This is a genomic window from Cytobacillus firmus, from assembly GCF_023657595.1.
Taxonomy (GTDB): Bacteria; Bacillota; Bacilli; order Bacillales; family Cytobacillaceae; genus Cytobacillus; species Cytobacillus firmus_B.
In genome coordinates this window covers 1,362,399-1,381,274 of record NZ_CP098323.1, presented here as the reverse complement: position 1 = coordinate 1,381,274, position 18,876 = coordinate 1,362,399, and the positions used below count along the sequence as shown (strand labels likewise).

At 40.5% G+C, this 18,876-nt stretch carries 17 protein-coding genes and 1 other annotated feature; of the genes, 3 read left to right on the top strand and 14 right to left on the bottom strand.

Going from position 1 to position 18,876, the window contains the following annotated elements:
* Positions 1–283 precede the first annotated feature (283 nt).
* Positions 284–501 (top strand) — a binding site (T-box leader).
* 110 nt (positions 502–611) lie between these two features.
* Positions 612–1,601 carry a tryptophan--tRNA ligase gene (trpS, locus tag NAF01_RS07230; RefSeq protein ID WP_197245497.1) on the top strand — a complete coding sequence of 330 codons (990 nt, stop codon included), beginning with the start codon at positions 612–614 and terminating at the stop codon, positions 1,599–1,601.
* A 24-nt stretch (positions 1,602–1,625) separates the two neighbouring features.
* Here trpS and NAF01_RS07225 read toward each other — a convergent pair whose 3' ends face one another.
* From NAF01_RS07225 to NAF01_RS07180, 9 genes are all read right to left on the bottom strand, one after another.
* A complete protein-coding gene (locus tag NAF01_RS07225) occupies positions 1,626–2,372 on the bottom strand; it encodes a YjbA family protein (RefSeq protein ID WP_048010961.1) in 747 nt (248 codons plus the stop codon).
* 500 nt (positions 2,373–2,872) lie between these two features.
* Complete coding sequence (gene opp4C / locus NAF01_RS07215; protein ID WP_035327219.1) at positions 2,873–3,793, bottom strand: oligopeptide ABC transporter permease; 921 nt, start codon at positions 3,791–3,793, stop codon at positions 2,873–2,875.
* 12 nt (positions 3,794–3,805) lie between these two features.
* The gene (gene opp4B, locus NAF01_RS07210) at positions 3,806–4,771 is read right to left on the bottom strand and encodes an oligopeptide ABC transporter permease (protein WP_048010963.1); all 966 of its coding nucleotides are present in this window, start codon (positions 4,769–4,771) and stop codon (positions 3,806–3,808) included.
* Between the two features lie 97 nt (positions 4,772–4,868).
* Positions 4,869–6,599, bottom strand: coding sequence for an oligopeptide ABC transporter substrate-binding protein (opp4A, locus tag NAF01_RS07205; protein WP_048010964.1), 1,731 nt, complete (start codon positions 6,597–6,599; stop codon positions 4,869–4,871).
* A 35-nt stretch (positions 6,600–6,634) separates the two neighbouring features.
* A complete protein-coding gene (locus tag NAF01_RS07200; RefSeq protein WP_048010965.1) occupies positions 6,635–7,651 on the bottom strand; it encodes an ABC transporter ATP-binding protein in 1,017 nt (338 codons plus the stop codon).
* Positions 7,651–8,676 carry an ABC transporter ATP-binding protein gene (locus tag NAF01_RS07195; RefSeq protein WP_048010966.1) on the bottom strand — a complete coding sequence of 342 codons (1,026 nt, stop codon included), beginning with the start codon at positions 8,674–8,676 and terminating at the stop codon, positions 7,651–7,653. Before NAF01_RS07195 ends, NAF01_RS07200 begins: the two co-directional genes overlap by 1 nt.
* Before the next feature lie 147 nt (positions 8,677–8,823).
* The gene (locus NAF01_RS07190) at positions 8,824–9,489 is read right to left on the bottom strand and encodes a DUF2268 domain-containing putative Zn-dependent protease (RefSeq protein ID WP_053071383.1); all 666 of its coding nucleotides are present in this window, start codon (positions 9,487–9,489) and stop codon (positions 8,824–8,826) included.
* A 238-nt stretch (positions 9,490–9,727) separates the two neighbouring features.
* Positions 9,728–10,966, bottom strand: a complete 1,239-nt coding sequence (gene fabF, locus NAF01_RS07185; RefSeq protein WP_250802024.1) for a beta-ketoacyl-ACP synthase II — start codon at positions 10,964–10,966, stop codon at positions 9,728–9,730.
* A gap of 297 nt (positions 10,967–11,263) precedes the next feature.
* Entirely contained in the window at positions 11,264–12,196 is a 933-nt protein-coding gene (locus NAF01_RS07180; RefSeq protein WP_250802023.1) for a beta-ketoacyl-ACP synthase III, read from the bottom strand.
* A gap of 215 nt (positions 12,197–12,411) precedes the next feature.
* Between NAF01_RS07180 and NAF01_RS07175 the strand changes: the two genes are divergently transcribed.
* Positions 12,412–12,798, top strand: a complete 387-nt coding sequence (locus tag NAF01_RS07175; protein WP_250802022.1) for a hypothetical protein — start codon at positions 12,412–12,414, stop codon at positions 12,796–12,798.
* A gap of 55 nt (positions 12,799–12,853) precedes the next feature.
* Here NAF01_RS07175 and NAF01_RS07170 read toward each other — a convergent pair whose 3' ends face one another.
* The 4 genes from NAF01_RS07170 to NAF01_RS07155 form a co-directional block, all read right to left on the bottom strand.
* Positions 12,854–13,042, bottom strand: a complete 189-nt coding sequence (locus tag NAF01_RS07170) for a ComZ family protein (protein ID WP_197245493.1) — start codon at positions 13,040–13,042, stop codon at positions 12,854–12,856.
* Between the two features lie 29 nt (positions 13,043–13,071).
* On the bottom strand, positions 13,072–14,028 hold the full coding sequence (locus NAF01_RS07165) for a BMP family ABC transporter substrate-binding protein (RefSeq protein ID WP_048010972.1): 957 nt from the start codon (positions 14,026–14,028) through the stop codon (positions 13,072–13,074).
* Positions 14,029–14,137: 109 nt separating this feature from the next.
* Positions 14,138–14,965: a hypothetical protein gene (locus tag NAF01_RS07160; RefSeq protein WP_250802021.1), complete on the bottom strand. Its 828-nt coding sequence runs from the start codon at positions 14,963–14,965 to the stop codon at positions 14,138–14,140.
* 78 nt (positions 14,966–15,043) lie between these two features.
* Positions 15,044–15,781, bottom strand: a complete 738-nt coding sequence (locus NAF01_RS07155) for an alpha/beta hydrolase (RefSeq protein WP_048010974.1) — start codon at positions 15,779–15,781, stop codon at positions 15,044–15,046.
* Between the two features lie 181 nt (positions 15,782–15,962).
* On the opposite strand from NAF01_RS07155, the gene NAF01_RS07150 reads away from it, so the two are divergent.
* Complete coding sequence (locus NAF01_RS07150) at positions 15,963–16,154, top strand: DUF2929 family protein (protein WP_048010975.1); 192 nt, start codon at positions 15,963–15,965, stop codon at positions 16,152–16,154.
* A 69-nt stretch (positions 16,155–16,223) separates the two neighbouring features.
* On the opposite strand, the gene clpB is transcribed toward NAF01_RS07150, so the two are convergent.
* Positions 16,224–18,821, bottom strand: a complete 2,598-nt coding sequence (clpB, locus tag NAF01_RS07145; RefSeq protein ID WP_250802020.1) for an ATP-dependent chaperone ClpB — start codon at positions 18,819–18,821, stop codon at positions 16,224–16,226.
* Positions 18,822–18,876 lie beyond the last annotated feature (55 nt).

Here is an 18,876-nt window from a genome sequence, read left to right as displayed (position 1 = left end):
ATTATAAATAGTTTAAAAACTTATTGCAAGTGGCTTTTTGTACATGCAATTCCTTGAAGTGCGACATTTTTCGTCAAAAAGTCTTATAAATTAAGATTTTTGAGATAATAAAAAAATTTTTTTTTTTAAGATATTTTGCTATTTTACCAGGTTTTTCAACCATATATTGGTAAAATATCTCCTTGAACTACAGGCATGAACGCCCTTTAATTTCTTATTCTGTGCTTGATTTTTGTGTCCGAATAGTTTACCTTATAATATAATACGATAAAAATAAATGATCTTGTCGGCAATGAAAAAAGAGTAGTACATTTACCCAGGGTTAGCAGAGAGTCTGTGGATGGTGCAAACAGGCAGCCCGGTAAATCGAATGGACTTTTGAGCCTCTGATTTTTCAGGCGCTTCCCTGCGTTATCGGGGACCTATGCGTTTTTCTGCATAGGGCAGAGTGACTCAGTTTTTGAGTAATTAGGGTGGCAACGCGGACCATTCGTCCCTATTTTATAGGGATGAATGGTTCTTTTTTATGCCATTTTTTATAATTACGTGGCAAACTTCACTTCAACACCTGACAATTCATGATCTTTTAAGCCGATTAAAGGAGGAAAAACATGAAAACTATATTTTCCGGCATCCAGCCCAGCGGCACAATTACTCTTGGCAATTACATTGGTGCAATGAAACAATTTGTTGAACTGCAGAATGACTACAACTGCTATTTTTGCATTGTTGATCAGCACGCCATAACTGTTCCCCAGGACAGACTGGAATTGAGGAAAAACATTCGAAGTCTTGCTGCCCTATATTTGGCTGTTGGAATCGACCCTGAGAAATCCACCCTGTTCATCCAATCGGAAGTTCCAGCCCATGCCCAGGCAGGCTGGATGATGCAGTGTGTTTCTTACATCGGTGAGCTCGAGCGCATGACTCAGTTCAAAGACAAATCAGAAGGTAAAGATGCCGTATCTGCAGGACTGCTGACCTATCCCCCTTTGATGGCTGCAGATATCCTTCTATACAATACTGACTTGGTTCCGGTTGGAGAGGATCAAAAACAGCACTTGGAATTAACCCGCGATCTTGCTGAGAGATTCAATAAGAAGTACAACGACATCTTCACTGTTCCAGATGTCAGAATCGCCAAAGAAGGCGCAAGAGTAATGTCACTTCAGGATCCATTAAAGAAAATGAGCAAATCTGATCCAAATAAAAAATCATTTATTTCATTATTAGATGACCCAAAACAAATTGAAAAGAAAATAAAAAGTGCCGTAACAGATTCTGAAGGCATTGTTAAGTATGATAAGGAAAACAAACCAGGAGTATCTAATCTCCTTTCCATTTACTCAATACTTTCAGGTAAAACCGTTGCAGAAATCGAAGGAGAATATGAAGGCAAAGGATACGGGGAATTTAAAGCCGGCCTTTCTGATATTGTTATTGGAACAATTAAACCTATTCAGGATAAATACTATGAATTAATGGAATCTGAAGAACTTGATCTTGTACTTGATCAAGGAGCTGAAAAAGCTAATAAAGTCGCATACAAAATGATTAAAAAAATGGAAAACGCCATGGGACTTGGCAGAAAGAGAAAATAAAAAAACAGCCTTGGGCTGTTTTTTTTAATTTACTTTTGGACCATGCTCCATTTCCCACAACTTCTCAAAAAACGGCTGTCCTTTTATTAAGTTTTCACAAAACTTTTCATGTTTACTTGACCAGCCGTATTTACTTTCATCAAATAATTCATACCAGGCCTCTTCAAAATTCATTGATTGTATTTTCGTATAACGTTCAGGGCTCCACTCCGTATACCAATAACGGATTTCAGCATCATTTTTGGAGGAATGAAGCTGATCCAGCGCCATAAACAGAAGCTGTTTAAGCTGTCTTTCTTTTCTTGTCAGGCCTGCCATCAAATCCGGAGAAGGAGAAAGAATATGGAATTCCTTCAATGCGGTTTGATCATTAAAAGAGTAATTAGCCGTTTCCTGATTTTCCAGCATTTCATATGCAAGCTGCTCCTGCCTTGGTATTAACCTGCTTTTTCTGATTGGAATATTGTAGCCGATTGTATCTACAGCCAGTATGCCTGTCCCATCTGATACAACAAAGCAATACTCCAATTGGATGCGTTCATGATTTTTCCTTAAGTAAGCTTTTTGATAAATGTCATCTAGCAGTTGTTGTGGCAGCTCAGAAAGATCATTCTCAATATAATTAAAAAGGACCGGGTCAATCTTCAGCAGCGGAACCTGGTCAAGCAGTTCTACCCCATCATCTTTTCTCCATTCATGAAAATGGCATACATTGTATCCATTTTCTTCTCCTTCAAACCAATTCACCCAAACATCATGAAGATACAACATTTTTCAACCCCCACTTCAACAAACTATTTGTCACTCAGTATGGGCAGCAGGCAGTAAATTTATTCCTATATTGCACTCACAATCCATTTTTTGTAATTAGGAAGCTTTATTTTGATGAGATACTCTTTTAATCATCCTCATTTGAATAGGGAAGATATATGCTCAATGTAATGATAATTATTCCAATCGGAAGCAAATAGCATTCCGGGCGATAGGTGATAAAATGCAAATATCCTTTGAAGGTTTGTCCAGTTGTAAGCAAATTCAAGTACCCTATGACACTGACTCCTCCCGAAACAGAGACTCCAAACCCCGTTAAAAGCCAAAATGCCCTAAATAACATGTTCTTTACTATATTTGTGAGTCATATAAGGTTTTATTGCTGCCATAAACTCACTCCCACTATCTTTTTTACATGTATATGAAAGCATTTGTTTAGATATGTACAAGCTATAGGCCACAAGACAGCAAAAAAACGCCTTATTACAGGCGTTTTTTTGCTATCTGTTGGATTTAGGGTTGAAGGCATCTTTCAAGCCTTCCCCTATGAAGTTGATTGATAGGATTGTAAACGTCAGAATCGCAGCAGGCGGAATCCAAATCCACCATTTACTTGTTAAAACATCAGGACTTCTTGCTTCCTGAAGCATGTTTCCCCAGGTTGGAATGTTGATTGGTACACCAAATCCGAGGAAGCTTAGGCCTGTCTCAGCTACAATCATCGCTGCAAGAGTAATGGTTGCCTGAACAATAATGGTTGACATGACGTTCGGCAGCAAGTGTTTAAAAATGGTTTTTGGTGCAGAGCATCCAATGGATACAGCACTCATAATATACTCATTTTCCTTCTCAGCCATGACCTTGCTTCGCACCAGACGTGCCGTCCCTGTCCAGCTTAGTACACTTATTACAAATATGAGGGTTCCTGTACTTGATTCGATAAAAATGGATTTCAATACGATAACAAACAGCAGGAATGGAAAGTTCATCATAAAGTCTGTAAATCTCATCAGGGCATTATCGACCCAGCCGCCAAAGTATCCGGCAGTAGCACCAACTAGAGTACCAATGGTAATAACAGCCAGCGTGATAGAGAATGCAAGCAAGAGTGATGTCTTGCCGCCGTGAAGAGTTCTGGCAAAAACGTCCCGGCCAGACTTGTCAGTGCCGAAGTAATGGTCAGCAGATGGTTCTTTGCTCATTTGTGTTAAATTAATCTTAGCTGTCTCCTCAACCGGCATAGTCAGCGGCTCAGCTAATATGGACATTACACAGACCAGCAGCAGGAAAACAAGACTGATCATTGCTGCTTTATTGCGCAAAAACTTGCGGCGGGCGAGAGCCCATGGTGATTGACTCTTCGGCGGTTTAACAGGCTCTGCTAAACCAGGCGAAGTTTGCTGTGAAATTGATGGTTCCATACTCTCACCTACCTAACTTAAACGAATACGCGGATCTACTAATCCATATAGTAAATCTGCAACTAAATTTCCAATTAGTGTTAAAATAGTCAGCATCATGGCAATAGCCATCATGACTGAATAATCACGTGAATTAACTGATTCTACGAATAAATAACCGATGCCAGGGTATGTGAAAATGGTTTCTGTGATAATTGCCCCTCCAAATAGGTTGGCAATATCGAATCCAAGTAAAGTAACAATAGGTATGATTGAGTTTCTTAGAATGTGCTTATTATAAATCGCAGATTCTTTCGTACCTTTAGCTCTTGCTGTACGAACATAATCTTTGCGAGAGCTTTCGATCATATCATTTCTTAAGAACTGTGTATAAGCGGCTGTAGCCATGGCTCCAAGTACTATAGCAGGCAAAACTGTATGTTTGGCTTTACTTAAGTAATATTCCAGTGTCCCTGCTTCTACCCCGCTGCCGATACTTCCACTGGCTGGAACCCATCCAAGATTGATGGCAAAAACATAAATGGCAACTAAAGCTGCAACAAAGCTTGGAATTGCAAGTGCTAGATAGTTAAACGCTGATATTAAATAATCTCCAATGCTATAGGCAAACCGCCCAGAGTATCTTCCCATTAAAAAGGCTAAGAAATAAGTAATTAATAGAGCTGATATTCCTAAAATAATCGTGTTCGGCAAACGGTCACCAATTAATTCCATAACCGGGCGCTTATGAACAAATGAATCTCCAAAATCTCCTTGTACCACACCACTCATCCAGCGGACATACTGCACAGGAATAGGATCGTTCAATCCCATCTGCTCACGCATTTCTTCAATATATTCCGGATCTGAGTTTAATGGGTCAATTTTTCCAGATAGTGCATCACCAGGCATAAGCTTTGCCAGGGTGAAAACCACTACCGAGATAAGGAAAATTATGGGAATCATACCTATGAGTCGTCGAATTGTGTACTGTAGCATTTCCATTCCCCTTACCAAACAAAAATTTATTCGCTGGTTAAACTTGTATTCCTTGGAGGAGCAACTCCCCCAAGGAATACAGGTTCCTATTATTCTGTTACTCTACAATATGCCACTTGTGGAACTCATCTGTTCCAAATGGTGTTACTTTAACTCCGCCAACACGCTTGTTGATCGCCCATGGATCTACACGCTGCTCGAAGAAGATGATAGGCAATTCTTCATTAACTAGCTTTTGCCATTCATTATAGACTTCCTGACGGTGTTCAGTAACATCTTTACTTGCATCTTCAGGGAATGCAACACCCTTCTTAATTAGCTCATCAGACTTTTCATTGTACCATCTCCACATGTTCCACTTATCAGTAGATAACCAGATTCCAGCTGGATCTGGATCATTTGCAAGTCCCCATGCACCCATGAATGTTTCAACAGATGGATCATCTGCTTCGATAGTGTCATAGAAAAGGTTGAAATCTTTTAATGAACCGCCGTTAAGCTTTGCGTTTAAGCCAACTTCCTGCCAGGATTGCAGGATGAATTGAGCACGTGCCTCTGAAGTTTCAGCGCCTGCCATTGCATCAAAGTTAATTGTGAATGGCTTTCCTTCTGGATCTTCACGGAAGCCGTCGCCGTCTTTGTCCACATAACCTGCTTCGTCAAGTAATTTCTTTGCTTTTTCAGGATCATACTCATATGGATTGATTTCTGAATCATCAATCTTAGCCCATGATACTGAAGGGAAAGGAGTGTTTAATGGTTTTCCTAAGCCGTTTGCAAAACCATCGATAAATGCCTGACGGTCAATGGCATGTGCCATTGCATGGCGAAGGGATTTGTTCTGGAACTTCTTATTATCAGATACTACTACACCTTTTTTAGTGTCATAGTGACCCCAGTCAAAAGCAATATAGCTGTAAGACATAGCATCTGCTTCTACAGGATTTACATTATCAAGAGCTTTAATAGCTTCCCACTGATCTTTTGGAGCTTCAATAACATCAATTTCTCCGTTTTGTACTAAACCTTGCGCAAGAGAACCATCAATGATTTTGTAAACTACGCCATCCAATTTGGCTGGTCCCTGCCAGTAATCATCAAAACGCTCAAATTCGATCATTTCGCCAGGTACGATGTTTTTCACTTTAAAAGGACCTACACCGATTGGAGCTTTACGAATTTGATCGGCATCCGGAAGCTCTTTAGAAGAAATATCTCCGTAGTAGTGCTTTGGCTCAGGATAAATCCAAATATTTTCCAACAAGTTAACAGAAGGCTCAGTTACTGTTACCTCAATTGTATAATCGTCTACTACCTTGATACCTTCAATTTTGTCAGCTTTACCATCTTTATATTCTTGAGCACCTTTGATCATTGCTACGTTAGCAAAACGAGCACCTTCATAAGTTGGATCTGCAATTAAATACCAAGCAAATTCCATATCTTCCGCTGTTAATTCTTCACCATCATGCCATTTAACACCTTGCTTAAGCTTGAAGGTTAATTTAGTATTGTCTTCAGATAACTCATAGTCTGCCAAGTTCGGTTCAGAAATAAGCTCATCATTTACTTTGAGCAATCCTTCATGCATAAATTGAAGGGCATTTGCATCATCTTCACCTTCATAATAAGCAAAAGATAAAACGCCTTTAAATGGCTGTGTGTAACCGAATGTTACTGTGCCGCCTTCTTTTACTTCTCCAGATGCTTTCCCATCATCTTTTGGTTCCTTTTCAGTGTTCGCTTTTTCTCCGCCGCCAGAACATGCTGCAAGGAATACAGACATGACAAGCAGAAGCGAAAGCAGCCAAAATGCTGATTTCTTCATTGTTTTCCCCCCGAAAAATATTTTTTGACAAAGCCTTATTTATATAAGTGACAAGCGACTCTATGCCCAGGCTTCACCTCCTTTAATTGCGGTTTTACACTCTGGCATTCCGGCATTGCATGTGCGCAGCGCGGATGGAATGTACATCCTTTCGGAGGATCAATCGGGCTTGGTACATCACCCTCTAATATGATTCTTTCTTTTTTCTTGCGCGGATCCGGTTCAGGAATCGCGGAGATCAGAGCCTGAGTATATGGATGCAGAGGCTCTGCATAGAGGCTGTCCTTTTCAGCAACTTCAACAAGGCCTCCCAGATACATAACCCCTATCCGGTCACTCATATGTTTAACAACACTCAAATCATGGGCAATAAATAAGAAAGTAAGATCAAATTCATCCTGCAGCTCTTTTAAAAGATTCAATACCTGTGATTGGACTGAAACGTCAAGTGCTGAAACAGGCTCATCCGCAATTATCAGCTTAGGCCTTAAAGCCAGGGCTCTTGCGATTCCGATACGCTGTCTTTGCCCGCCGGAAAACTCATGCGGATATTTATAGTAGGCATCTTCAGGCAGCCCAACTTTCGCAAGAAGATCCATTACTTCCGGCTTCAGTTCCTTTTCGGATTTGCTGTTGTAATTTCTGATTGGCTCCGACACAAGGTGTCCGACCATCATCGTAGGATTTAATGAAGCATATGGGTCCTGGAAGACCATCTGGAAGTCCTGGCGGATTTTCCTCAGGCTGGTTCCTCTTACATTTGTGATATCCTGTCCGTCAAAGATGATTTGCCCCTCAGTCGGTTCCAGAAGTCTGAGTATTGTCCTGCCTGCTGTTGATTTTCCACAGCCTGATTCTCCAACCAGGCCTAATGTCTCCCCTTTTTTAATTTCAAAGGAAACATCATCGACAGCCTTAACGACAGCTACAGTCCTTCTAAGGATTCCGCCTTTTATCGGGTAGTATGTTTTTAGGTTTTTAACCTCTAATAGCACTTCATTGCTGCTTTTATCCTTTTTTAGAACAGCTGTATTATTATGTTCTGTACTCATTATGCGTTCACCTCTTGTTTCGGCTGGCTTGTCTCGTAAAGCAGGCAGGCAACCTCATGTCCTTCTTCATTTTCTGCCAATTGAGGTGTAACTGTCAGGCATTCTGGCATTGCCTTAGGGCAGCGTGCCGCAAATTTGCAGCCTGTTTTAGGCATATTTTTTAATGAAGGTACAATTCCTTTTATTGTGCTTAGCTTTTCCACTTCTTCATCCATTTTCGGAATGGCCCCCATCAGGAGCTGAGTGTATGGATGCTTTGGATTGTGAAATAAAGAATCTACATCTGTCCGCTCTGCTATTTTCCCTGCATACATAACAATTACTTCATCGCACATCTCAGCCACTACACCAAGATCATGAGTAATCAGAATGACGGACATATCATTGACTTCCTGGATTTCTTTTAAAAGCTCAAGAATTTGGGCTTGTACAGTCACATCCAGGGCAGTAGTCGGCTCATCAGCGATCAGCAGCTTCGGCTGGCAGGCAATGGCTATGGCAATCATGACCCTTTGCCTCATACCTCCTGAAAGCTGATGCGGATATTCATCTACAATTTTTTCAGGTCTTGAAATTCCTACACTTTTTAGAAGTGCAATACTTTTAAGCCGTGCTTCTTTTTTGGAGATCTTCATATGATTGAATAATACTTCCTGCAGCTGGAACCCGATCGAGAAGACAGGATTTAATGAAGTCATAGGTTCCTGGAATATCATCGCGATATCTTTTCCCCTGATCTTATTAATCTCTGAATCTGTCATGTTCTCCAAATGTACACCGTCAAAGAGAATTTCACCGTTTCGGATCTTGCCAATGCCTTTAGGCAGGAGTTTCATAACAGAGAGGCTCATTACAGATTTTCCACACCCGGACTCTCCCACTATTCCAACTATTTGCCGGGGTTTCACTCGGAAAGAAACATTATCAACTGCGTTATAGTATGTACCATCTATGGAAAAAGCCGTTTCTAGATTCTTCACCTCTAGTAAAGGTGCGTCTTTATGCTGACGGGGATTTGCGCTCATAGGACACCTCTTACATTTTTAATTATTCTGTCAATTCATTCTATTTGTCTAAAATATTATTACAAACTTATTACAATTGCAAGATTTTTTTAAAATTTATTAAAATTCATTTTTCTATATTAAAAAAAAAGCCCACATTTTAGGACTTTAAAGCGAATGTGAATCCAGTTTATATAAAGTTTGATCTACAAAATATTCGGACGGCATACTAAAAGAAATTTTTGTAGAAAAACTTTTTTTCTCTTTGAATTCCTTTACAATTTCGTAGCCGGCAGCATAACCAAGTAATAGAGGATAGGGTCTCTCACCATATAATATCTTTTGATGGAGCCTATCATTCTTTTTTAATTTCAGGTTCGGTTTAATCAATTTATCCCAAAAATTCCTGATCTCCTCTTTCGAATACCGGGTGCACCAGGATCCTCTGAACTTCTTTCCACAGTGTATTTCTACTGAATGTTCGGCAAGCCCTTCCAGTATAATGGAATCTAGCAGCGTAAATTCTTCAAGCTTTTTTTTCTGCGAGTTAATTCTGCAGACATGGTGATATTCATGCACAAATAATGCCTCTAGTTCAGCTTCTTCTATTTCAGAAGGAAGAAACAGAAAGAGCATATTTGCAAAGGATACACCTGATTTCCCAGAATGCCGCGAAAAAAGTCCGCCTCCACCAGACGGGAAAATGTAAACATTAATGTCAGGTCCCGCCCACATCCTCCTATATTTTAAGTGAATGTTTTTTGCCAGATCCCACACTTTCTTTTCTTTTAACTCCTTGAAAATATTCCTGCTGAACCGGTCAGGTGTATACATGCCGAAGCCTGTTAGGTACTCGTATATTTTTCGGGGATTATCATCATTGAAGGGTTCGGTAAGCTTTTCACATATTTTAAGGGGTTCTTTAAAACCTTCCTCTAGCCATAAATCTGTTCTAACTATCCCATTTCTGCACCTCCTTATACTCGATAATATGTAGGTATAAGGATTTGGTTAATCAAAAAAGCTGATTCAAAGGAGGTTTGACTTCCCTTAAATCAGCTTTGGTTATTTCTTATTCATATCTTTTAAAAACAATGGTTGCATTGTGGCCGCCAAAGCCCAGTGAATTGCTCATTGCAGCTGTTATTTCTTTTTCCCTGGCCTTATTTGGAACATAATCCAAATCACATTCAGGATCCGGACTTTCTAGATTAATGGTTGGCGGCAGGATTCCTTCCTTCATTGCCAGAACTGTGAAAATGGCTTCAATTCCGCCTGCAGCTCCCAGAAGATGACCTGTCATTGATTTAGTCGAGCTTACTGCCAATTTATAGGCATGCTCTCCGAACACCTCTTTGATTGCCAACGTTTCAAACTTGTCATTATAATCGGTACTTGTGCCATGAGCATTAATATAATCGATATCATAGGGCTTTAAGCCGCCATCTTCGATTGCCATTTTCATGGCTCTTGCTCCGCCTTCTCCTCCTGGAGCAGGTGCAGTGATATGATAGGCATCCCCTGTAGCACCATAGCCCACTATTTCTGCATAAATTTTTGCGCCGCGGGCAAGTGCATGCTCAAGTTCTTCAAGTACTACAATTCCAGCACCCTCTCCAATAACAAACCCGTCACGATTTTGATCAAATGGACGGCTGGCCGTTTTTGGATCCGGATTGGTTGAAAGAGCGGTGTTTGCACAAAATCCGGCTACAGACATTTTTGTGATTGGTGCTTCTGCCCCGCCTGAAATCATCGCATCGGCATCGCCGCGCTGAATAACCTTGAAGGCATCTCCGATTGAGTTTGTACCAGTGGCACATGCAGTCACTGTACATGAGTTAAACCCTTTTGCCCCCAGATAGATCGAGACTTGGCCAGTTGCCATGTCCGGAATCATCATTGGCACGAAGAATGGGCTGACTCTTCTGTATCCACGTTTCATAAATATTTCATATTGATTTTCAAATGTTTCCATTCCGCCGATGCCTGAACCAATCCAAACACCGATGCGATGAGCATTTTCATCTGTAATCTGAAGGTTTGCATCTCTAACAGCCATCATGGATGAAGCAACAGCGTAATGTGTGAAGCGGTCCATTTTTCGGGCATCTTTTTTATCAAAAAAATCTTCCGGATTGAAATCCTTTACCTCAGCAGCTACTTTAGCCGGGTACTCATCTGCATTTAATCTAGTCAGCGGTCCAACCCCTGAAACACCTGACTTAATATTATTCCATGTCGTTTCTGTATTATTTCCAAGCGGTGTTACAGCTCCAATGCCTGTAACAACAACCCTTCTTTTATTCATAAGATTGCAGCTCCTTTTATATTATCATCATATTTAAAAGCTCTTTTCGCGTATATACTGTTATTTTTGTCTATCAATGTTGCCCGTTGATTTCCGCTCCAGGATGCTCAGCGAACTGCGGGGTCTCACCTGTCCCACTACTCCCGCAGGACATTGAATAAGCTCCCTTGAGTAAACAGCGCACGAAGAAATGCGAATGCATTTTCGAGGATCTCGCACCTTCCGCTCCAATCAACTCAGTAAATACTATATAAAATGCAGCAAACCTTGCGAAAACAGCCTATTTAAATGAGGTTCTTATCTTCCCCATCTTATCGCCATGGCTCCCCAGGTTAGTCCTCCCCCGAAGCCGACCATCACAAGCAAATCATCATCTTTAATTTTTCCAGCTTCCAGCTCTTCCACCAATGCAATCGGAATAGATGCAGCAGAAGTATTTCCGTATTTATCCACTGTTTTGGACATCTTTTCAGCAGGAAGTTCCAATCTTTGACGGGAAGCTTCCATGATGCGGATATTAGCCTGGTGAGGGATTAAAAAATCCACGTCTTCTTTGGATAATCCAGCTTTCTCAAGTACGTTGATGCAGCTTTCACCCATTTGACGGACTGCAAATTTGAACACTTCACGCCCGTTCATGATGATATATTCATCCTGGTATAGATGTTTTGCGCCCGTTCCATCTGCTCCTAATTCAAATGATAATATTCCCCGGCCATCCGAGACTTGCCCAATTACAGCTGCACCTGCTCCGTCTCCAAATAAAACGGCAGTATTACGGTCATTCCAGTCTGTAATTTTTGAAAGCTTTTCTACACCTACTACTAAAACATTTTTATATGTCCCAGTTTCAATAAATTGTTTTGCCGTTATGATACCATACATGAATCCTGCACATGCAGCACTAACATCCATTGCCGCCGCCTTGCTAGCTTTTAGCCTCTCCTGGAGCATGCAGGCAACAGATGGAAAGGGGTTATCCGGTGTAACCGTTGCAACTAAAATCAGATCTAACTCCTCTGCTTCAATGCCTGCATTATCCAATGCCTTTAATGCCGACTCATAGGCCATATCTGATGTATCTATGCTGTCATCCGCAATTCTTCTCTCTTCAATTCCAGTTCTGGTCCGGATCCATTCGTCAGAAGTATCAACTATTTTCTCCAAATCAGCATTTGTTACCACTTTTTCAGGAAGATATCTTCCGATTCCTATAATTCCAGCATTCATGGAGCCCCACTCCCTTTCATATTTACAAACCCATAAGTATTCTCTATTTAAATATTATTATCAATTATTATGACTTGGTACTAATTTTATCAAAAGTTTATACAATAACGCAACACTTTTTACCTTCCCGTACTTTTACTCCACAAATGTCTATACCCGGTCAACTTTTCTTCATATGCTGATAATATAGGCATCTGGAAGGAGGGAACTGGCATATGCTTAACAAGGATGAAAAAGACAGGGGAAATACAGAAGACCCTTTAACCCATTTTTTATTTGGAGATAGAGTCAGAAACCATAAGCCAGCTGAAGGGAAAATTGATTTTGACAGCAGTGCTGAAGAATATCAGGGGAAAGACGAATGGCTTTTCGGAGGCAGAAGCAGAAATGCTCATGAAGCTGACGACTGGCTCTTAGGGGGAAAAAGGAGAGAAACTACTGAAAGAGAGAGTTCCGGCAAAGAAAATGAAAACAATATCCTGAACAACATAAACGTAGAGGAACTCATGGGCAACATTGATACGCTGATGTCTTCAGCTCATCATTTAAAGCCGTTGCTGAAAAAAGCGGGTCCTTTGCTGGAGATGTTTTGGAAGAAGTAGAGGCAGAGTTTCCCCCAAAACAACAAAAACCAGCCCAAAAGGCTGGTTTCCCAAATTATTCACTCTCATTCAAAGCATCCGTTTTGCCCATTTCATAGGCTTCGTTCATGACTTTGGTGAATAGGTTCATGAATGGCTGGATCATTTCCATAGATAGTTCGATGCCAGCTTCGTCAAGCTGCTGTTTGGCTTCTGGCAAGTATTTCATTGCGATTTGCATGAATTCCATGTTTTTTTCGTTCATCTTGCAGTACCTCCTATGTATGGTAATTACTATTCAGGCAATTTGCCTGTTTTTTTGTAATTCTCAATGACAGCGTTTAGTTCTTTTTTGAATTCTTCGTCAACGTCAGGGCTGAATTTCCCAAGTGAAATCACTTCATCCTCGAAATCGAAGGATAGATTTCCTGATTCAAGCTCGCCTTCGTTATATTTTTCTGCCACTAGTTCATATAAAACATCTACATGCTGAATTGTACTGGTCAGGACGACTGATTCACCCAAATCAGACTGATCGGAAATATATCCGATGGCGTAGAGCCCTTCTTCTTTCAGCTTTTCGATAACAGGAACATTATACCCATCTCCGGCCGGATATACAACATCTGTCTTATTGGCAATAAGTTTGTCCAAAAGAGCGATGGCTTTGTTATCATTGTCCCAGTTGCCGACATATTGGATCTGCACGTTTACATTATCATTGATATAGTTTGCACCTTCATAAAAACCTTCTACTTCCGGCTGCCATTCAAAAGCCGCCAGTATTCCTACATTATTCGTTTTCGTCATATGTCCTGCAACCATGCCTCCGAAGAAACCCATGGCATATGCTTCAAAGTTCAAACTGGTGGTGTTTTCATTTTGGGCGTCACCATTAAAGCTGACAAAGTGAATGTCAGGATATTTTTTTGAGATGTTATTAAAGTATGCAGCGTATTCATTGCCATGTCCAAAGATCAGGTTTACACCTTTTTGGTCAAACTCTTTAACTGCTCTTTCAACAACCATCTCTGAATTCATTCCTTCTTTATAATAAACCTCAATATCATAATGGGATTGAATCTTTAGCATGCCTTTATAGCCTTTGGTCCCCCATACTTGGTCATTGACAGTATCGGGCACTAATAATCCAGCTTTCTCAAGTTTTCCTGCAGACATCGGCTGTCTGCAGGAGGCCAATAAAAGAAGGCACAAAAGAAGGATCCCTAATTTCTTTAATGTCTTATGCATCTTCTTTTTCTCCGCCTCTCTGTCTTTCGCTTCCTGCTGCCGGCTTAATTTACCAGTCTAATTCAATTCTACCTTTTCTTTATCTCAAATGGAAAGATTTTTTTCCAATTTACCAGTCATCCGGGTTTCCTAATGAAATAAAATGTCTTCTTTGTTTTTCGAGACCATCGGAGAATTTTACTGAACACTGAATCGTTCTTTCAGTTACTTTCCCTATTGCCAAATCGGGACATCTCCAATTTTCATTATAGTCAAAGGAAAGATAGTCAGCGCATTTTCGCCAGTGCCCGGTGATACTGCTTTTTAAAAGATAGGACTTATCGAAAGGACTATCTGCACAACTTGATAAGAAATTGATGAAATCATCAATATAGATAGCATCATGTATCCATTCTCTTTCACTTATCATTACTCTTTCTTTCGCAATAGATTGATGAAAACTGAATTCCTTAGGCTGCCAGGGACCATAAATAACAGGCAGATAAAAGGATGAAACTGAAATATTGTTTTCTTTAAGAATTTTAATAGCATCTTCCAGCCGGCTGTGTGTTCTGCTGATGTCTTTAAGCCACTGAATGGGGAGCAAAAATGCAATTTTAACCTGGAGGCTCTGGAATATAGACAGGTTTTTCATAAGAAATCCTTCAATAAGCTCCTTCTCCCTTAAAGCTGCAAGCTTATTCCTAATATACAAGTCGTATATATCTATAAAAATCATGTCATTTTTTAGTATTTTTCCCGATTTAATCCATTCAAAATATTTTTTTTCATTGAAATTGGCATTCCGTCCGATTGTCAGACGTTTTTCGTGAATTAAAGCGTCATCTTTTTCTTTGTCGAAATGAATTCCATCTATCTCGCAGCCCTGTTCCAGAAGATGCTTGCACAGGCTGAAACCTATAAATTCAAATGTCCCTAAAATGACTGCCCTGTCCATCTTCACCCCTCCTTGAAAGCATATTAATGTATACTATGCTCAAAGGATTGTCTTTATTTCTGCGGAATTTAAGCAGATTTACAGGACTTTTTCATATTTTCTAAAGAAGTTTGTCATTTGAGAAGAAATTCGCTGTTTTTTATCTGGGAGGATATAAAACACTGAGATAGGGCTATTTTCATTTTCCCATTGTATGGATCGTTTCTTTAAATAATCCGATTGCTTGTAAGCTCTTCCGCCGGCCAGAACCTGAATGATTCTGACGGGGACTTTAAGGCCGGATGTGAGGTTTTTTTCATGTTTGCTCAGCTGTTCTGCTATGTTATCCTTTTCTATTTCATAGGAAGCTGCCAGTTCTTTTAATAGTTTCTTATAAAAGAACTTATGCTCTTTTTCCTGGTCGAGATGATGCTTTAGTGAAAGAATAGGATTTATTAATACGGCTGAACGAATTAAATCACTCATTTCATGCAGCAGCCTAAGGGCAACCAATGCTCCCATGCCCTCAGCAATAATATGGATCTTTTCGTTTATAATTTCTGTACGCGTGATATGTTCATACAAGTACTTAGCCTTCTCAACAGCCCGATCGCTTCCCCAGTGCCTTCCGTATAAATTTGAATAAAAGATCGTATAGCCATCTTGTCTTAGTTTCTTAATTAATGAATATTTCCCTTCATTCTGAGTCCAAAAACTGCAGTTTCTATCAACAAAGTGCCGATCATCCCCAATTATCAGAATACCGAAACCACTTGGTTTATCTGGGTAATGAATCATGCACCATTCTGTATCCAGCTGGAAGTTCCGGCTTTCCATAGTAAAACTCCTTTGCAAGTTTGTTCATAATATAATGTATGTAAATAAACTTAAAATGAAAGGGAGATTAGCCTAGTTTTAGACAAGTTCATCAATGGGCTGAAAAGAGAAAAAATAAATTTATTTCTTTAATGGCTTATGCTAATATGAAAAGGGATTAATTATGTTAGAGGTGAAATAGATGAGATTCTTTTGGACATTCTTCTGGACTTTCCTTCTTGTTCAAATGTTAACGTACGTAGTTTCCTCAATGCTTGGAGCGCCATACGATTTTGTAACCGGCACCATTCTGGCGGTTGGGACAACTGTTTTAATTTTTGTTGTCGCTTCCATCATTCCTGAAGGTCCTGTTGAGAAAGAAGGAATTCATTAATCTGCAGCTTCTGCAGGAAATGAAAAGAGTCATCCTGTTAATTCAGGATGATTCTTTTCATTTGTGGCTTTATTTTACCAGCAGTTCAATTCTGCCGTTTTCTGCTGATATAATAACTTCACTTTGATCTTTAATTTCTCCTGCGATTATTTTGCGGGCGAGTGCTGTTTCTACGTTCCTTTGGATAAACCGTTTGAGCGGCCTGGCGCCGTATACAGGATCAAATCCGTTTTCTGCAATATATTCTCTCGCATCATCATTTATACTTAACTTAATATGCTGATCTGATAATCTTGCTTGAAGCTGAGTAATTAATTTTAATACAATACCCTTTATTTCATTGAGAGCTAAAGGCTTAAACAAGATAATTTCGTCCACTCTGTTTAAAAACTCCGGTCGAAAATGGCTCCTCAGCTGTCCAAGTACATTGTCTCTGGTCTCTTCAGTTATGTCTGCCTCATTGGCAGAGCGTTCCAGAAGAAAGTGGGAGCCGATATTGGAAGTCATAATGATAACCGTATTTTTAAAATCAACCGTGCGGCCCTGTGAGTCAGTGATCCTTCCATCATCAAGCATCTGCAGGAGGATATTAAATACTTCTGGATGGGCCTTCTCAATTTCATCAAGCAGGATTACTGAGTATAGCTTCCTTCTGACAGCTTCTGTCAGCTGACCGCCTTCCTCATAACCTACATACCCCGGAGGAGCACCAATCAATCTTGATACAGCATGTTTTTCCATATATTCGGACATATCAATTCTGATTATTTGTTCCTCACTATCGAACAGTGATTGTGCAAGTGCCTTAGCTAATTCTGTTTTTCCCACTCCGGTTGGACCAAGGAAGATGAAAGAGCCAATGGGGCGGTTCGGATCTTTAATGCCTGCCCTGGCTCTTAGGACAGCATCTGACACAAGCTGCACCGCTTCATCCTGTCCAATCACTCTTTCGTGAAGGATATTTTCAAGGCGAAGAAGCTTTTCACGTTCACCTTCAACAAGTTTAACCACGGGAATACCTGTCCACCTTGCCACAATGCCAGCAATCTCTTCTTCTGTGACTTCCTCTCTCAGCAGCCGGTCCCCTTGATTCTCATTAACTGCTTTTTCAAGCTCTTTCAATTCCTTTTCCAAAGCCGGGATCCTTCCATGGCGAAGCTCTGCTGCTTTATTCAAGTCATAATTATTTTCGGCCTCCTCAAGTTCACGGCGCATTATCTCAAGCTGCTCCCGCTTTTCCTGGACTTTTTGGATTCCTTCTTTTTCAAGCTGCCATTTAGCTTTCATGCTATTTGCCTGATCCTTTAGTTCAGCCAGTTCTTTTTGCAGGTCTCCGAGTCTCTGTTTGCTTGCTTCATCACTTTCTTTTCTTAGTGCCGCTTCTTCTATTTCCAGCTGCATGACCCTTCTTGTGACTTCATCCAGCTCAGATGGCATTGAATCAATTTCCGTCCTGATCATTGCACAGGCTTCGTCAACCAAGTCAATCGCCTTATCAGGGAGGAAACGGTCTGTAATATACCTGTCTGATAAGGTTGCGGCAGCCACTAAAGCACGATCGTGGATGTTGACTCCATGATGTATTTCAAAGCGCTCCTTCAGCCCTCTTAGAATAGAGATTGTATCCTCTACATCCGGCTCCTGCACCAATACCTGCTGAAAACGCCGTTCCAGCGCAGGATCTTTTTCGATATATTTGCGGTGCTCCTCAATTGTGGTAGCTCCTATACAGTGCAATTCTCCCCTTGCAAGCATAGGTTTCAGCATATTCCCTGCATCCATGGCTCCTTCTGTTTTGCCCGCACCTACAATGGTGTGTAATTCGTCAATAAAGAGAAGAATTCTGCCTTCGCTTTTCTTAACTTCATTTAAAACTGCTTTCAGTCTTTCCTCAAATTCACCCCGGAATTTGGCTCCCGCAATTAAAGCGCTCATATCAAGGGCAAAAATGGTTTTATCCTTAAGGCCTTCAGGCACATCTTTACGGACAATTCTCTGTGCCAAACCTTCGACTATAGCGGTCTTCCCAACCCCAGGTTCGCCTATTAAAACCGGATTATTTTTGGTTTTCCTTGAAAGGATGCGAATAACATTCCTGATCTCGCTATCCCGGCCAATTACAGGATCAACTTTTCCCTTCTTTACCTCTGAGACAAGATCTCTTCCATACTTTTTTAATGCCTCATATGTTGATTCAGGATTTTGCGATGTCACTCTCTGATTCCCCCTAACTTCTTTAATCGCCTGCTCCACTTGCTTATTACTAATACCGTATGATTTTATAATTGCTGCCGTTTCGGTTTCCGCTGCTGCAGCAGCCAGCAATACATGCTCCACTGACATGAAATCGTCCTGAAAAGTCTTCATATAATTTTCTGCTTCTGCCAGCAGCCTCTGCAGTTTACCGGTAATATACAGCTTCCCTTGTTCTGTTCCTGAACCGGATACTTGCGGTTTTTTTCTAAGTGCTTCCTGCATTTTATTAGAAAAAGAATCCGCTTGAATATGCACTTTTGACAGGATTAATGACACAAGGCTGTTTTCCTGTTCGAGTAAAGCCAGGAATAAATGGGCTTCATCCACCTCCTGATGCTGTTCGCGAATAGCTATTGTCTGTGCATTCAATAACCCTTCCTGAAGCCGCTCTGTCATCCGATTTATATCCATTATGCAACCTCCTTTTGACCTTTTTTGACCTTTTATTTTTATTATAAGTCAATCT

Excerpts from the sequence above, each read along its gene's own strand:
- NAF01_RS07170 (WP_197245493.1), bottom strand. The coding sequence starts at position 13,042 with ATGAACGAAAAAAACATGGAATTCATGCAAATCGCAATGAAATACTTG.
- NAF01_RS07160 (WP_250802021.1), bottom strand. The coding sequence starts at position 14,965 with ATGGACAGGGCAGTCATTTTAGGGACATTTGAATTTATAGGTTTCAGC.
- opp4C (WP_035327219.1), bottom strand. The coding sequence starts at position 3,793 with ATGGAACCATCAATTTCACAGCAAACTTCGCCTGGTTTAGCAGAGCCT.
- NAF01_RS07155 (WP_048010974.1), bottom strand. The coding sequence starts at position 15,781 with ATGGAAAGCCGGAACTTCCAGCTGGATACAGAATGGTGCATGATTCAT.
- NAF01_RS07225 (WP_048010961.1), bottom strand. The coding sequence starts at position 2,372 with ATGTTGTATCTTCATGATGTTTGGGTGAATTGGTTTGAAGGAGAAGAA.
- fabF (WP_250802024.1), bottom strand. The coding sequence starts at position 10,966 with ATGAATAAAAGAAGGGTTGTTGTTACAGGCATTGGAGCTGTAACACCG.
- opp4B (WP_048010963.1), bottom strand. The coding sequence starts at position 4,771 with ATGCTACAGTACACAATTCGACGACTCATAGGTATGATTCCCATAATT.
- trpS (WP_197245497.1), top strand. The coding sequence starts at position 612 with ATGAAAACTATATTTTCCGGCATCCAGCCCAGCGGCACAATTACTCTT.
- NAF01_RS07190 (WP_053071383.1), bottom strand. The coding sequence starts at position 9,489 with ATGTATACACCTGACCGGTTCAGCAGGAATATTTTCAAGGAGTTAAAA.
- clpB (WP_250802020.1), bottom strand. The coding sequence starts at position 18,821 with ATGGATATAAATCGGATGACAGAGCGGCTTCAGGAAGGGTTATTGAAT.
- NAF01_RS07150 (WP_048010975.1), top strand. The coding sequence starts at position 15,963 with ATGAGATTCTTTTGGACATTCTTCTGGACTTTCCTTCTTGTTCAAATG.
- NAF01_RS07175 (WP_250802022.1), top strand. The coding sequence starts at position 12,412 with ATGCTTAACAAGGATGAAAAAGACAGGGGAAATACAGAAGACCCTTTA.
- NAF01_RS07180 (WP_250802023.1), bottom strand. The coding sequence starts at position 12,196 with ATGAATGCTGGAATTATAGGAATCGGAAGATATCTTCCTGAAAAAGTG.
- NAF01_RS07200 (WP_048010965.1), bottom strand. The coding sequence starts at position 7,651 with ATGAGTACAGAACATAATAATACAGCTGTTCTAAAAAAGGATAAAAGC.
- NAF01_RS07195 (WP_048010966.1), bottom strand. The coding sequence starts at position 8,676 with ATGAGCGCAAATCCCCGTCAGCATAAAGACGCACCTTTACTAGAGGTG.
- NAF01_RS07165 (WP_048010972.1), bottom strand. The coding sequence starts at position 14,028 with ATGCATAAGACATTAAAGAAATTAGGGATCCTTCTTTTGTGCCTTCTT.
- opp4A (WP_048010964.1), bottom strand. The coding sequence starts at position 6,599 with ATGAAGAAATCAGCATTTTGGCTGCTTTCGCTTCTGCTTGTCATGTCT.